Genomic DNA, 14,686 nt, shown 5'->3' with positions numbered 1-14,686 from the left:
CTCCTCGCTGAAGAGTTCGGGTAGGTGACATGGTACGGGCTTGCACCCGTTGGTGTGCGGGCCCGCGCCCACTGGGGATCGGGACGCTCAGGAGTCGAAGTCGACCGTGACCTCGTCGCTGACGGGGAACGTCTGGCAGGTGAGGACGAAGTTCGCTTCGACCTCGGCGTCCTCGAGGGCGTAGTTGCGGACCATGTTGACTTCGCCGCCGCAGATCTTCGCGCGGCAGGTTCCGCAGACGCCGCCCTTGCAGGCGAACGGCAGATCGGACCGGGATTCCTGTGCGGAATCGAGGATGGTCTTGCCCTGCGACATCGCCGAGGTGGAGCGCTTCCCGTCGAGGATGACCGTGACGTCGCTCGTCGCACCTTCGACGACCTTGTCCGCGTGGACGACCTCCGGTGGGGGTTCGTCGACGTAGAACAGCTCGAAGTGGATCCTCTCCTTCGGCACGTCGAATTCGGCGAGGACCTTGCGGGCGTCTTCGAGCATGCCGAAGGGGCCGCACAGCCACACATGGTCCATGCTGCCGATCGGGACGATGGCGGTGAGCAGATCCCGCAGCTTCTCCGCGTCGAGGCGGCCGGAGAAGAGCTCGACATCGCGGGGTTCGCGGGAGAGGACGTGGACGAGGTCGAGCTGTTGGTTGCGGGCGTCCTTGAGGTCGGCGAGCTCCTCGGCGAACATCACGGTGTTCGTGTGCCGGTTGCCGTAGAGCAGGGTCACCGAGGCGGCCGGGTTGGACAGCACGGTCGAGGCGATGGAGAGCATCGGGGTGATTCCCGAACCCGCCGCGATGCACAGGTGCCGGCCGCCGGCGGAGGCGTCGGCGCGGAAGCTGCCCGAGGGCGGCTGCACCTCGATGGTGTCGCCGGCTCGGACCTCGTTGACCAGCCACAGGGAGAAGAGCCCTTCGGGGACTTCGCGGACACCGATACGCGGGGCGGTTCCCGCCGGGGCGCAGATCGAATAGGTGCGGCGGTGCTCCTGGCCGTCGATGATGCGGCGCAGGGTCAGGGACTGTCCGGCGGCGAAGTCGAAGAGTTCGCTGTATTCGGCCGGCACGTCGAAAGTCACTGCGGCCGAATCCTCGGTGAGGTGGTCGACGGACTTCACGGTGAGTGGGTAGAAAGCCGACCGGGAGCGTCCGTCGGCGGGCTCGGTGGCGGGAGCCGCCTCGGCGGTCTGATCGATCGTCTGTGTCATCAGATCTCCTTCACATGGTCGAACGGTTCGAGGCAGTCGTTGCACTGGTACATCGCCTTGCACGCGGTCGCGCCGAACTCGGAGGACAGGCGGACGTTGTCGGATCCGCACAGCACGCAGGTCACGGCGCGGTGGGTGGGCATGAGGGTCAGCGCCACGGGGCCGGTGCGGACTGGGGCGGACCCGGGCGGGGAGATTCCGGCGTCCTTGAGTGCTTGTCTGCCGCGTTCGGTGATCCAGTCGCTCGTCCAGGCGGGTGTCAGGGACACGCGCACCTCGGCGTCGGGGAAGCCGGCCTCGAGGAGTTCGCGCTGCAGGTCATCGCGCATCGTCGCCATCGCCGGGCAGCCCGAATAGGTGGGGGTGATGGTGGTGACGACGTGGCCGTTCTCAATCGTGACGTCGCGCAGAACGCCGAGGTCGAGGAGGGTGAGCATCGGCATCTCGGGGTCGGTCACGCGTTCGGCGGCGGCCCAGGCACGGTCGATCGCCTCGGCGTCGGTGATGTCTGCTGTGCGGGTGTCGGTCGGGTAGGTCTCGAGCATGGCGGTCACCACTGACCCTCCGGGTGCTCCCGGGCGACGACCTGCATCTCGGCGAGCAGCTTCGACAGGGCCTCGGTGTGGAGTCCGTCGCGGCCCTTGCCGCCGTGGACGCCGACCCCGGCCAGACCACCGCGTTCGGGCCGATCGATTCCGGCTGCGGCGAACACCTGGTCGAGGATGACGGATGCCTCGTCGGCCACCGTCGCGGGGTCGACGCCGATTCCGGCCTCGGCCACGGCACTCTCGACCGGGTGGGTCTCGAAGAGCTCGGACCACAGCGGCCACAGGCCGTCCAGCGCGGTGACCAGGCGGGACTTCGATTCCTCGGTGCCGCGGGCCAGGGTCACGACCCAGCGTCCGGCGAAGTCGCGGTGGTAGGACATCTCCTTCACGCCCTTGGCCGCGATGGCCGCGAGCACGGTGTCGCGGCTGTCGGTGAGGCGTTCGAAGATCGACAGGCGCCAGGTGGAGTAGATGAGGATCTTCGCGACCGCCTCGGCGAAGTCGCCATTGGGCACCTCGGCGAGGCGGACATTGCGGAAACCCAAGTCGTCGCGGAAGAACGCGAGACGGTCCTCATCGGGGACCGGGGAGCCTCCGGGGAGTTCAGGGACGAGCTCCGGATCGGCTGCGGCGGCGCGGGCGAGCAGGAGACGAGCCTGCCCGAGGAGATCGAGCGCGATGTTCGCCAGCGCAATGTCCTCTTCGAGGTCAGGGGCGTTCGAGCACCATTCGGAGATCCGCTGGCTGAAGACGAGGGCGTCGTCGCCGAGCATGAGGCAGTACGCGCCGAGGTCCTTGGCGCCGACGCCGTCGGGCACGGTCGTGTCGACGCCGGCCAGGGGGTCTTCGAAGTCGGTGCCGAAGGCCCAGTTCGCGTCGTTGACGAGCAGACCGGAGTACGCGTTGTCGTGGTCGCCGTGATCGACGTTCGTGCCGGCTTCGTCGTGTTCGACGTGGATGGTGGGTTCGTTGTTCGCAGTCATCTCTCGCCCCTTCTCACATATGGGGGACATCGGCGGGGATGTCGTAGAAGGTGGGGTGGCGGTAGACCTTGTCGCCGCTGGGGGCGAACATCGGGTCCTTCTCGTCCGGGCTCGAGGCCGTGACGTCGGAGGCGCGGACGACCCAGATGCTCACGCCTTCGTTGCGTCGGGTGTAGACGTCGCGGGCATGGTGGACGGCCATCTGGTCGTCGGCGGCGTGCAGAGATCCGACGTGGACGTGGTTGAGTCCGCGCTTGCCGCGCACGAAGACCTCGTACAGCGGCCATTCGCCGCGGGTCGAGCCTGCAGCGGATGCGTCCTTCGCCGAGGTGGAGCCGGGGTTGGTCTCGGTCATTTCGCAGTCTCCTCGGGGGTGGTGGTGTCAACTCCGGCGGCGGGGGTGTCCGCGGTTGCGGCCGGGGTGGCGGCCGCCTCGACGGTCTGGTTCTCGGCGTAGGCGAGCGCTGCTTCGCGCACCCACGCTCCTTCGTCCCAGGCGCGCTTGCGGTGGGCGATTCGCTGAGTGTTGCAGGGGCCATTGCCCTTGACGACGTCCCAGAACTCGTCCCAGTTCGGGGTGGAGAAGTCGTAGTGTCCGCGCTCTTCGTTCCATTTGAGGTTCTCGTCGGGGAACGTCACGCCGAGGGCTTCGGCCTGCGGGACGGACATGTCGACGAACTTCTGGCGCAGCTCATCGTTGGTGTGGGTCTTGATGCCCCAGGCCATCGACTGCTCGGTGTTCGGCGAGTTGTCGTCGGGAGGTCCGAACATCATCAGCGCCGGCCACCAGAAGCGGTTGACCGATTCCTGGACCATCTCGCGCTGAGCGTCGGTGCCGCGCATCATCGTCATCAGCAGCTCATAGCCCTGACGCTGGTGGAAGGACTCTTCCTTGCAGATGCGGATCATCGCGCGACCGTAGGGGCCGAAGGAGGTCCGGCACAGCGGCACCTGGTTGCAGATGGCCGCCCCGTCGACGAGCCAACCGATTGTGCCGACATCCGTGTAGGACAGGGTCGGGTAGTTGAAGATCGAGGAGTACTTCTGCTTGCCGGCGACGAGCTTCTCGGTGAGTTCGTTGCGTGTGGCGCCCAGGGTCTCGGCGGCAGAGTAGAGGTAGAGGCCGTGTCCGGCTTCGTCCTGGACCTTCGCCAGCAGGATCGCCTTGCGGCGCAGAGAAGGCGCGCGGGAGATCCAGTTGCCTTCGGGCTGCATGCCGATGATCTCCGAGTGCGCGTGCTGCGCGACCTGGCGGATGAGCGTCTTGCGGTAGGCCTCGGGCATCCAGTCCCGGGGTTCGATCCGATCCTTGGCCTCGATCGTGGCGTCGAACTGTTCCTGCAGCTGCGCCTCGTCGAAGCGGTTGTCGTTCACTTGAGTTGTCATGACCACTCCACCCTTGGATGTGCCCTTGTCAGGACCCGGCTCGGTCAGCGGCTGCCGACCTCCTCATCGGTCCGACCATCGTAAGACCTCTGGCCCGAGGGCATCCATTTACTGACCATTTGTTCTGTATTGTTGCCACCAGTGTCGCACACCCCCGGCCCGGGTGCAATGCCGTGCCGCCCACGCGAAGGAGCCACTCACCCCCGCCGTCCTGCACGTCGCCGAGCTGGTAGTGCGATTCGCAGACGAACACACCCCATCCACACCCCGTGACTTGACACCGGCGACGATCGGAACGATATTTATTGACCAGATGGTCGTTTATTCTCCGACGGGCTGACCGCCCGGGATCACGGGGAACTCTCACCGTCGTCCACACGCAGCGGCGCAGGCACTCCTCGTGCATCGGCGCCTGAACCCGCGACTCGAGGAGGAGCCGACCATGGGACAGCCCACCCACGACACGACGACCGCGGAGTCACAGACCCCGAACACCTCCACCCCCGCCGAGGCGGCTCCCGAGTCCCCCACCGAGGCGGCTCCACAGCCCGAACCCACAGGATCCACCGGGGCAGCCCCACAGACGGAACTCACCGGTGCCGCCGCGATGTTCGCCAACGATCGCGCCTCCCAGCACCTGGGCATCACCGTCGATGACCACGGACCCGGGTGGGCGCAGTGCTCGATGAGGGTCACCGACATCATGACCAACGGCCACGACATCACCCACGGCGGCTACATCTTCCTCTTCGCCGACACCACCTTCGCGATGGCCTGCAACCATCCCGGCTCGATCACCGTCGCCTCCGGCGGAGACATCGACTTCCTCAAACCCACGTACCTCGGTGACGAGCTCGTCGCCCGCGGCCATGAGGTCATCAAGCAGGGCCGCTCGGGCATCTACGACGTCACGGTCACCCGCGGCGACGACATCATCGCCACCTACCGCGGCCGCTCCCGCACGCTGCCCGCTCGCAAGTAGACCCGGCCGACTGCACGACCTCCCGACCCGCGTCCGGCTCCCAGCCGCGCCGGACCACCCCCACCGAACCACCCGTCGACGACCGAACACCGAAGAACGGTGGACCACCTCGGCGGCTTTTGGATCTGACACACAGAAGAGATTCGCAAGGAGACGATGATGACTGAGACCGACCTCGACGCCGGCGAACGGATGAGCCTGGACGAGCTGCGCTCCGACCAGCTGAAGAACCTCAAGACGACGGTGACCTCGGTGTACGAACGGGTGCCGTTCTACCGGAAGGCCTTCGACGACCTCGGCGTGACTCCCGCCGACATCACGAGCCTCGATGACATTGCGAAGCTGCCGTTCACGACCAAGCAGGACCTGCGCGACAACTATCCGTTCGGGCTCTTCGCCGTCCCGCAGGAGCAGGTCGCGCGCATCCACGCCTCCTCGGGAACGACGGGCCTGCCGACCGTCGTCGGGTACACGATGGGCGATCTCGATCGGTGGGGCAGCCTCATCGCGCGGTCCATCCTCGGTGCCGGCGGCAAGCGCGGACAGATGATGCACAACGCCTACGGATACGGCCTGTTCACCGGCGGACTCGGCGTCCACGGGGCGGAGCGTCACGGGTTCACCGTCGTCCCGATCTCCGGCGGTCAGACCCCGCGCCAGGTGCAGCTCATCCAGGATTTCAAGCCGGACATCATCACGGCCACCCCGACCTATCTGCTCACGATCCTCGACGAATTCCACAAGCAGGGCATCGACCCGACTTCGACGAGCCTGAAGACCGCGATCTGCGGCGCCGAGCCGTGGACGGACGAGATGCGCAAGGAGATCGAGAACTCCTTCAACATCGATGCCGTCGACATCTACGGCCTCTCCGAGGTCATGGGACCGGGTGTGGCCTGCGAATCCGCGGTGACGAAGGACGGCCCGACGATCTGGGAGGACCACTTCTACCCGGAGATCGTCGACCCCTTCACCGGCGAGGTGCTGCCCGACGGCGAGGAGGGCGAACTCGTCTTCACCTCACTGACGAAGGAAGCGCTGCCGATCATCCGCTACCGCACGCACGATCTCGCAACGTTGCTGCCGGGCACCGCGCGCCCGAACTTCCGCCGCATCTCGCGCATCACCGGCCGCTCCGATGACCTCATGATCATCCGCGGCGTCAACGTCTACCCCGCGAACGTCGAGACCGTGCTCTTCGAGTTCGCACCCCTGAGCCCCCACTTCCAGCTCATCCTCACCCGCCCGGGTCGGATGGACGAGATGACCGTCGAGGTCGAGGCCCGCGAAGGCGTCGGCGCCGTCGAGCTCGACGGCCTCGACAAGCTCGTGGCCGCCCGCATCAAGGAGCGCCTCGGCGTCTCCTGCGCCATCGACATCAAGATGCCCGGGGACCTGCCGCGCTCGGTCGGCAAGATGAAGCGCATCATCGACCGCCGCGAGGGCGTGCGCTGAGATGAGGCGCAGTGCATGCGCTGAAGCGGCGCTGCGGACGCGTGCCGAGGTGAGTGCTGTGACCTGGATCGCGGCACTCACCGAGGTGGCCGATTAGACTGATGCGCATGCCCGAATCGTCCTCACCTGCGTCGACAGCTCCGGACTCGACGACGTCGTCCGCGGAATCGACGACCGCCGCGTCGACGTCCTCGACGACCCCCGCCGAGGCGACCGCCCCCAAACGCTCGCGCCGCGGCCGTCCCGGCTACGACCGGGAGACCTTGATCAACAAGGCCACAGAGGTCTTCGTCTCCCGCGGCTATGACGGCACGTCGATGGACACGGTCGCCCGTGAGCTCGGCATCACGAAGTCCGCGATCTACCATCACGTGAAGTCGAAGGAAGAGCTGCTGCACCTGGCGATCAGCCGCGGCATCCGCGCCCTCGATTCCGCTGTGGAGACCGAGAGCCTGCGAGAGAACGTCACCGCGCTCGAACGCCTGCAGCTGGCCGTGCGCGCCAGCGTCGTCATCCTCATCGAGTACCACCATTCGGTGACCTTGCTGCTGCGCGTGCGCGGAAACTCACCGCTGGAACGCGAAGCCCTCGAGGCCCGACGCAATATCGATGCGAAGGTCCGCGCTCTCGTCGAGGCCGCCATCGCCGAGGGCGGTCTGCGCTCGGACTTCACCCCCGGTCTCATCACCCGCCTGCTCTTCGGCATGGTCAACTCGATCACCGAGTGGTACCGCCCCAGCTATCCCGTCGACCCCGACACCATCGCCGAGGCGGTCACAACGATGGCTTTCCAAGGCCTGGAGGCCTGAGGGTCGGGTCCTGGCACCCGAGGCTCAGCCTTCCCCGATCGCTCCCGCAGTCAGAACCCAGCCGAGTGTCAATTCGATCTCGGACAGCAGCTCCTGCCTCGGAGGCTGATAGTCGCCGATCACCCAGTCGACGACGATCTGAATACCGGCGCCGACGAGCAGGTCACCGAGCACTCTCCGACGCGTGCCGGTGAGTACGGCGCCCGAGACGGCCACGCAGAGCGCATCGGCGAGTTCGCCGCCGATCACCCGACCGTGCCGACGGTAGAGCTCGTCGATGCGCGCACTGACTCCGAGCACTTCGAAGAGGTGGACTCGCGCGAAGATCGGGTTCGACTGCGCCCAGCCGAGAAACCCGTCCATGAATCCGCGCAGCACCGCCATGGCCTCGGCGCCGGGTGTCGCGGCGATCTCGACACCGGGCGTCGCCGTGGTGTCGGCCCCTGATGCTGTCGTCGACTCGCCGCCCTGCGCCTCCGTCACAGTCTCAGAGCCCCCTGCATCGGCCGCACCACCAGCGAGCACCACGGCCCGCAGATCGGCCACCACCCGCTCGTAGACCTCGACCAGGAGATCCTCCAAGGTGGCAAAGGATTCGTAGAAGTAGCGCTTGTTCAACCCTGCGGAATCGCAGATCGCGCCCACCGTGGCCGCCCGGTATCCCTGAGTCCCGAACAGTTCGATCCCTGCCGCGATGATCTGCTCCCGGCGAGCACTCTCCCGTACCTCCCGGCTGGCTCCCGCGTAGGGGCGTCCTTCTTTAGTCACAGTGTGATCTTGACAACACTGATCGCCGAATGCAAACTGGTACGGCATCGTGCCAGAAAGGGCGGGAATGACCTCCACCAATGCAGACGACGGCCCCACGGCCTCGGCGGGACTCGGCTCCCAAGCCACAGCGAACACCTCGTCCCTCAGCGCCGCTCAGCGCGAACGTGACCTCGCGGCCGCCTCGGCGAATATCTCCGACGTCGTCGTCATCGGCGGTGGGTTCACCGGCGCCGGCGTCGCTTTGGACGCGGCCAGCCGCGGACTCTCTGTCACCCTCGTCGAGCGCGGCGACCTCGCCTCTGGAACGAGCAGCTGGAGCTCGAAACTCGCCCACGGCGGACTGCGCTACCTCGCGAAGGCCGACGTCGGGGTCGCGTGGGAGTCGGCCGTCGAACGCGGCCGGCTGATGAACACCATCGCCCCGCACCTCATCCGGCCGCTGCCGATGATCTTCCCGCTGCATCCGGGGGTCGGTCGCGTCGAGGCGGGCATGACGAACACCGGCTTCCACGCCGGCGACCTCCTGCGGATGCTCGCCCGCACCCCGAAGGAGCTTCTCCCCCATCCCCGTCGCGTCTCGGCCGCCGAAGTCCGGCAGCTCGCCCCGACGACGGCGACCGACGGTCTGCGCGGCGGGTTGCTCAGCTGGGACGGTCAGCTCATCGACGATGCCCGGCTCGTCGTCGTCTTGGCCCGGACCGCCGCCGAACACGGTGCGGGTGTCATCACCTACGCCGAGGCGACCGACATCGAACCCACCCGCGTGCACATCAGGGACCGCCTCACCGGGGATGAGCACACGCTGCGCACCCGACAGATCGTCAATGCAGCCGGCGTCTGGTCGGACACTCTCTCGGACGAGGTCGAACTGGCACCGAGCAAGGGTTCGCACATTCTCGTTCCTGCCGCCCGCCTCGGCGATCCACAGGCCGCGATCACCGCCCCGGTGCCCGGTCATTTCGGCCGATACGTCTTCGCCGTGCCGTGGCCCAACGGTCTGGTCATGATCGGTCTCACCGACGATCCGCACCACGGTCCGATCCCGGACCGTGCCCTTCCCGACGGCGATGAGGAGGCGTTCCTCCTCGACACGATCAACGCCGTTCTCGAAGACAAGCTGACTACTGACGACATCGTCGGCGGCTACGCCGGCTTCCGCCCGCTGATCAAGACAAGCGACACCTCGAGCAGCGCCGACCTCTCCCGCAGACACGCCCTGCTGCGCGACTCGCGGACCGGGGCGCTGACGATCGTCGGGGGCAAGCTCACCGCCTACCGCCGTATGGCCGAAGACGCCGTCGACGACGTCGTCAAGGTCGGCGGACTGCGCGCCGGAGCATGCCGGACGACCGAACTCGGCCTCGTCGGCAAGGGCACACCCGCACCCGGCCTGCCCGATCGCCTCGTCGCCATCTACGGAACCGACGCAGCGAAGGTGGCAGCCTACGGCGATGCCGACCCCTCCCTCAACGAACCCGTACGCGAGGGCATCCCACTGACCGGCGCGGAGGTCCGTTTCGCCGTCGAACACGAACTGGCGCTGACGGTCGAGGACGTCATCGACCGGCGGACCCGGTGGGGACTCGTCGACGCCGACCGCGCTGACCTCTATGACGCTGTGGCCCGGCTCGCTCCGGAACTCACCACCGAATCACGACACGAAGGATGACGACCATGGACAAGCCGCGTATGCGCTGGTGGGGCTGGGGCGAAGACGGCCACGACGGCCCGGTCAAACACGGCGCGAAGGTGATACTGAGCAAACACTGCGGGTGGCCGGCCGGAGTCGACAGGCCGCATGTGGCGCTCGAGGACGTCGAGCTGCCCGAATCAGTCCTGCCGTCCGCAGTCAGGGCCCGTTTCGCCGAGGCGGTGGGCGAGGAATTCGTCCGCGACGATCGCGCCGTCCGCGTCTCCCATGCGGCCGGGCGCAGCCTTCCCGACCTCATCCGACTGCGCAGAGGCGAGCTGGTCACCGCTCCCGATGCGGTGCTCTACCCGGCTTCGAACGCCGAGGTGGACGCTCTCCTCGCGCTGTGCGCCGAGGAATCCGTGGCGGTCGTTCCCTTCGGCGGCGGCACCAGCGTCGTCGGCGGCATCGATGCCGTGCGCGGCGAGTTCGCGGCGGTCGTGAGCATCAGCCTGGCTCGCCTCGACAGGGTCATCGACATCGACGAGGAGTCGCTGACGGCCACCGTCCAGGCCGGAGTCTTCGGACCCGACCTCGAGGAGGCGCTGCAGGCTCGCGGCTTCACGCTGGCCCACTATCCGCAGTCCTTCGAGTTCAGCACCATCGGCGGCTGGGTCGCCACCCGCTCGGCCGGTCAGCAGTCGACTGGGTACGGCCGCATCGATGAGAACGTCTGCGGTCTGCGCTGTTCGACCCCGAACGGTCCCGTCGAACTGCGCACCACCCCGGCGACGGCGGCCGGACCGAATCCGCGCCAGCTGTTCGTCGGCTCCGAGGGAACGCTGGGCATCATCACCGAGGCGACCCTGCGGATCCATCGCGTGCCGAAGGCAGTGCAGGGCGACTCCTGGTTCTTCCCGGACTTCGAATCCGGGGCTGCGGCGCTGCGGGAGATGGAGCAGTCGGGACTGCACCTCGACATCGCCCGTCTCTCGGATGTCAACGAGACCGCGTTCGGTCTCGCGCAGCTCGGCAGCGAGCTGCAGCGCAAGGGCGTTCTCGCGTACCTGCGCGCCCGCGGCCTCGCGACTCCCTGCCTGCTGGTCGTCCGCTACGACGGCACCCCCTCCGATGTTCGTGCGCGTCGCTCCCAGGGTCGTTCGATCGTGCGCAGGCACAAGGGCGTCAACCTCGGCGCGGTTCCGGAGGCCTCGTGGGAGAAGCACCGCTTCTCGACTCCGTACCTGCGGGATCAGCTGCTGCGTGAGGGCATGATCGTCGAGACGATGGAGACCTCGGCCCCGTGGTCGAAGGTGAATGACCTCCACGGCACGATCAGCGCCGGAATCGAGAAAGCGATGGCCGAGCGCGGCACTCCTGCATTCGTGCTCTGCCACGTCTCGCATCTCTACGCCACCGGCTGTTCGCTGTACTACACGGTTTTCGCCAAGCAGGAGGTCGGGGCGGAGATCGCCCAGTGGAAGGCGCTGAAGTCCGCGGCCAGCGACGCCATCATGGCGGGCGGCGGAACGATCACCCATCACCATGCCGTCGGCACCGACCACGCTCCATGGTTACCCGCCGAGACCGGTCAGATGTGGTTGCGGATGCTGCGCGCAGCCAAGGCCGAGGTCGACACGACCGGCATCATGAATCCCGGCAAGCTGATGAACGGACCGGATCGACTGTGAGCGGCATCGAAGACAAGGGCGCCTTCGGCACGGATTCCGCAGACCGGGGCTCTGCACGGCCGGTCGCCGATCCGGCGGTCGTGCCCGTGATCCTCAATCCCACGGCACGGCGCGGAGCGGTGCTCAGACGCATCGATCCGCTCGTCCACGCCTTCGCCGCACACGGCCTCGAGGCGCGGCTCGTGAGAAGCACGAGCGAGGAACATGCGAAGGAACTCGCCGCAGCATTCGCCGCCGAGGGCGCCAAGGTCGTCGGCGCACTCGGCGGTGACGGGATGGCGCGTACAGTCGCCGCCGGCCTCGTCGATACGGACACGGCGCTGGGCGTCATCGCCGGTGGCCGCGGCAATGACCTCATCGGCAAACTCGGCATCCCGAAGCGCGTCGAAGAGGCTGTGGCCACGATCGCCGACGGCCGCGATCGAGTGATCGACGTGCTCGACCTCGATGGCACGATCAGCCTCGGCAACGTCTGTCTCGGCCTCGACTCGACCGTCCAGCGGTATGCGAACTCGGCCAGGGTCGTCCGGGGCCATTGGGTGTACCTGTACGGGATCCTGCGTGCGATCCTGCCGCCGAGGAGCATCGACCTCGAGCTGACTGTCGACGGACAGCGCCTCGACTTCCGGGGCCTGACCGCGGGGTTCGCGAATTCCGGCCGCTACGGGGGCGGGCTCACACTGTCACCCGAGGCGGCGATCGACGACGGACTCATCGACGTCGTCCTCCTCAAGGAGGCATGGCTGCCGAAGCTCGCCGTCGAACTCGTCGCGTTCATGTCCGGCAGGCACGACCGTCACCCGCACATCCATCTCAGCCGGGCTCGCGAGATCCGCATCGACACTCCCGCCGGTGCCGCACCGGTCGAGATCGTCGCCGACGGCGACGCGGTCGCACAGACCCCGGCGACCGTGACGATCCGCCCTTCTTCGCTCAGGGTCCGGGTGCCCCGGACCTCATGAACAACGTCGCCCCGCGCCGAGGATGCACATCCTCCGCGCGGGGCGACTCTTACCTGCCTGTCCGGCCGGCAGGGCCTTCAACCCAACCGAGCCCTCAGTACTCCTTGGCCACCAGGGTGAGCACATCGTAGTTCGCCACGGGTTCGTCGTTCTGGTTGACGACCTGCGCGTCCCAGCGGACCTCACCGTATTCGTCGGTCTCACGCGGGGTGATGCGCTTGGCGGTGAGCGTCACCTTGAGCTTGTCACCTGGGGAGACAGGCGTGATGAAGTTGAGCCCTTCGAGTCCGTAGTTCGCGAGCACCGGGCCCGGGTCCGGCTGGACGAAGAGTCCGGCGGCGAAGGACACGATGAGGTAGCCGTGCGCCACGCGTCCCGGGAAGAACGGGTTCGCGGCGGCCGCCTCCTCGTTCATGTGAGCGTAGAAGGTGTCCCCGGTGAAGTTCGCGAAGTGCTCGATATCGTCGAGCGTGACCTCCCGCCATTCCGAATCGAGCGTGTCACCGATGCGCAGGTCCGCCAGCGACTTCGTGAACGGATGATCGCCGAGGCGGCGCTCCGATCCGTTGACCCATTCCCCGCCGATCGCGGTGAGCATGTCCGGGGAGGCCTGGATCGCGGTGCGCTGCATGAAGTGCTCGACGCCGCGCAGTCCGCCCATCTCCTCACCGCCGCCGGCCCGTCCGGGGCCGCCGTGGATGAGGTTCGGCAGCGGCGAACCGTGGCCGGTCGACTCTTCGGCATCGTCACGGTCGAGGACGAGCACGCGGCCGTGCCATGGGGCGATCTTGCGGACGAATTCGGTGGCGAACTCACGGTCGTGGGTGACGACGGAGCCGACCAGCGAACCGCGACCACGGGCGGCCAGGCGGACGGCATCCTCGGTGTCGGAATAGGCGATGATCGAGGTCACGGGCCCGAAGGCTTCGATATCGTGGACGGCATCGGACCAGGCGTCATCGGCCTGGAGGACGGTGGCCGCGACATAGGCTCCGCCGTGTTCGGCGGCCAGACGATCGGATTCCTCACGGCCGCCGGCGAGCAGATGCGCTCCCCCGGCGATGATCTGGTCGACCGCGTCGAGAACGTCGGTGCGCTGCTTGTCGGAGACCACGGGGCCCAGGCGGGTGGACTTCTCGCGCGGATCTCCGACACCCTGGGTGGAAAGCTTCGCGATGATGGCCTCGCCGACCGCCTCGGCGTGGGCTTCGGGGACGAAGGTGCGGCGGATCGCGGTGCACTTCTGTCCGGCCTTGACGGTCATCTCGGCGACGACGCCGGAGACGAAGAGGTCGAATTCCTCCGTTCCGGGTGCGGCGTCGGGACCGAGCAGAGAGAAGTTGAGTGAGTCCGCCTCGGCGAAGAAGCGGGTGCCGCGCTGGGTCACGCAGTCGAGCGCGGACAGCGTGCGGGCGGTGTTGGCTGAGCCGGTGAACGCGATCGCATCCTGTTCGGCGAGGCGGTCGAAGAGCGGGGTGACGTCACCGGTGACCAGCTGGATCGCACCGGCAGGTAGCAGACCGGATTCGATCATATCCGCGACCACGGCGTGGGTCAGGTGGGCGGTGTCGGTGGCGGGTTTGACGACGACGGGGACGCCGGCGACGAACATCGGTCCGAACTTCTCGAGCATGCCCCAGACGGGGAAGTTGAAGGCGTTGATCTGCAGCGCAAGGCCTTGCCGGGAGGTGAGGATGTGGCGACCGACGAAGGTGCCGTTCTTCGACAGGCGTTCGACTCCGCCGTCGAGGTGGACAGTCGAGTTCGGCATCTGGCGGCGGGCGACGCCGGAGTAGGTGAAGAGTGTGCCGATTCCGCCTTCGATGTCGACGAAGGCGTCGCGCTTGGTGGTGCCGGTGGTGAAGGAGATCTCGTGGTAGTCCTTCGTGCGCTCCATGAGGTAGGTCGCGAGCTTCTTGAGGATCACACCGCGCTGGTGGAAGGTGAGCTTCTGCAGTTCGGCGATGCCGGTGGTCCGGGCGTGGTCAGCGACGGCGGCGAAGTCGACTCCGGCCGAGCTCACCGAGTGCAGGAGCTCCCCCGTGCCGGCGTCGCGGACAGGCCGGGCACCGTCGGCCAAGCCGGGGGTGTGCCAGGTTCCGGCCACATAGGAACTGAGGATTTCGGTCATGCTTTGCTCTCCCTGGTGAAACGACGTCTCCCGGTCCACGGCGGCCGCATTCGGCACCGCTGCCGATTCCTAGACATATACTAACCAATCGGTCGGTAATTGTCATGAGCTGCCTCGCATAAGGCGATCGGA

13 protein-coding genes are annotated in these 14,686 nt (G+C 67.3%); 6 read left to right on the top strand and 7 right to left on the bottom strand.

What is annotated here, in order from left to right; all coding sequences use genetic code 11:
• Positions 1 to 87 precede the first annotated feature (87 nt).
• The 5 genes from paaE to paaA are packed head-to-tail and all read right to left on the bottom strand — an operon-like array spanning position 88 to position 4,123.
• Positions 88 to 1,206, bottom strand: coding sequence for a 1,2-phenylacetyl-CoA epoxidase subunit PaaE (paaE, locus tag ACOZ9V_RS00815; RefSeq protein ID WP_434592792.1), 1,119 nt, complete (start codon positions 1,204 to 1,206; stop codon positions 88 to 90).
• Positions 1,206 to 1,751 carry a 1,2-phenylacetyl-CoA epoxidase subunit PaaD gene (gene paaD, locus ACOZ9V_RS00810; protein WP_434595454.1) on the bottom strand — a complete coding sequence of 182 codons (546 nt, stop codon included), beginning with the start codon at positions 1,749 to 1,751 and terminating at the stop codon, positions 1,206 to 1,208. The genes paaE and paaD overlap by 1 nt, the downstream gene beginning before the upstream one ends.
• Positions 1,752 to 1,756: 5 nt before the next feature.
• Entirely contained in the window at positions 1,757 to 2,737 is a 981-nt protein-coding gene (gene paaC / locus ACOZ9V_RS00805) for a 1,2-phenylacetyl-CoA epoxidase subunit PaaC (RefSeq protein ID WP_434592789.1), read from the bottom strand.
• Between the two features lie 13 nt (positions 2,738 to 2,750).
• On the bottom strand, positions 2,751 to 3,092 hold the full coding sequence (paaB, locus tag ACOZ9V_RS00800; RefSeq protein ID WP_434592786.1) for a 1,2-phenylacetyl-CoA epoxidase subunit PaaB: 342 nt from the start codon (positions 3,090 to 3,092) through the stop codon (positions 2,751 to 2,753).
• Complete coding sequence (gene paaA, locus ACOZ9V_RS00795; protein WP_434592783.1) at positions 3,089 to 4,123, bottom strand: 1,2-phenylacetyl-CoA epoxidase subunit PaaA; 1,035 nt, start codon at positions 4,121 to 4,123, stop codon at positions 3,089 to 3,091. Before paaA ends, paaB begins: the two co-directional genes overlap by 4 nt.
• 442 nt (positions 4,124 to 4,565) lie before the next feature.
• On the opposite strand from paaA, the gene paaI reads away from it, so the two are divergent.
• The 3 genes from paaI to ACOZ9V_RS00780 all read left to right on the top strand — a co-directional run bounded on the left by paaI (position 4,566) and on the right by ACOZ9V_RS00780 (position 7,369).
• Positions 4,566 to 5,105 carry a hydroxyphenylacetyl-CoA thioesterase PaaI gene (gene paaI / locus ACOZ9V_RS00790; RefSeq protein ID WP_434592780.1) on the top strand — a complete coding sequence of 180 codons (540 nt, stop codon included), beginning with the start codon at positions 4,566 to 4,568 and terminating at the stop codon, positions 5,103 to 5,105.
• A gap of 159 nt (positions 5,106 to 5,264) precedes the next feature.
• Positions 5,265 to 6,560: a phenylacetate--CoA ligase PaaK gene (gene paaK, locus ACOZ9V_RS00785; RefSeq protein ID WP_139906535.1), complete on the top strand. Its 1,296-nt coding sequence runs from the start codon at positions 5,265 to 5,267 to the stop codon at positions 6,558 to 6,560.
• Between the two features lie 107 nt (positions 6,561 to 6,667).
• The gene (locus ACOZ9V_RS00780) at positions 6,668 to 7,369 is read left to right on the top strand and encodes a TetR/AcrR family transcriptional regulator (protein ID WP_434592776.1); all 702 of its coding nucleotides are present in this window, start codon (positions 6,668 to 6,670) and stop codon (positions 7,367 to 7,369) included.
• Between the two features lie 24 nt (positions 7,370 to 7,393).
• Here ACOZ9V_RS00780 and ACOZ9V_RS00775 read toward each other — a convergent pair whose 3' ends face one another.
• Entirely contained in the window at positions 7,394 to 8,137 is a 744-nt protein-coding gene (locus ACOZ9V_RS00775; RefSeq protein ID WP_434592773.1) for a TetR/AcrR family transcriptional regulator, read from the bottom strand.
• A gap of 67 nt (positions 8,138 to 8,204) precedes the next feature.
• Here ACOZ9V_RS00775 and ACOZ9V_RS00770 point away from each other — a divergent pair, with 67 nt between their 5' ends.
• The 3 genes from ACOZ9V_RS00770 to ACOZ9V_RS00760 are packed head-to-tail and all read left to right on the top strand — an operon-like array spanning position 8,205 to position 12,423.
• Positions 8,205 to 9,809 (top strand): FAD-dependent oxidoreductase, encoded by a 1,605-nt coding sequence (locus tag ACOZ9V_RS00770; protein WP_434592770.1) that lies wholly within the window; start codon positions 8,205 to 8,207, stop codon positions 9,807 to 9,809.
• A gap of 5 nt (positions 9,810 to 9,814) precedes the next feature.
• On the top strand, positions 9,815 to 11,461 hold the full coding sequence (locus ACOZ9V_RS00765; protein WP_434592768.1) for an FAD-binding oxidoreductase: 1,647 nt from the start codon (positions 9,815 to 9,817) through the stop codon (positions 11,459 to 11,461).
• Positions 11,458 to 12,423, top strand: a complete 966-nt coding sequence (locus ACOZ9V_RS00760; RefSeq protein WP_434592766.1) for a diacylglycerol/lipid kinase family protein — start codon at positions 11,458 to 11,460, stop codon at positions 12,421 to 12,423. The genes ACOZ9V_RS00765 and ACOZ9V_RS00760 overlap by 4 nt, the downstream gene beginning before the upstream one ends.
• A 94-nt stretch (positions 12,424 to 12,517) precedes the next feature.
• Here ACOZ9V_RS00760 and paaZ read toward each other — a convergent pair whose 3' ends face one another.
• Entirely contained in the window at positions 12,518 to 14,554 is a 2,037-nt protein-coding gene (gene paaZ, locus ACOZ9V_RS00755) for a phenylacetic acid degradation bifunctional protein PaaZ (RefSeq protein WP_434592764.1), read from the bottom strand.
• Positions 14,555 to 14,686 lie beyond the last annotated feature (132 nt).

Source organism: Brevibacterium sp. 1718 (genome assembly GCF_051131255.1).
Taxonomy (GTDB): Bacteria; Actinomycetota; Actinomycetes; order Actinomycetales; family Brevibacteriaceae; genus Brevibacterium; species Brevibacterium sediminis.
Note: the sequence above shows the minus strand (reverse complement) of the source record. Positions and strands in the feature narration are given on the sequence as shown.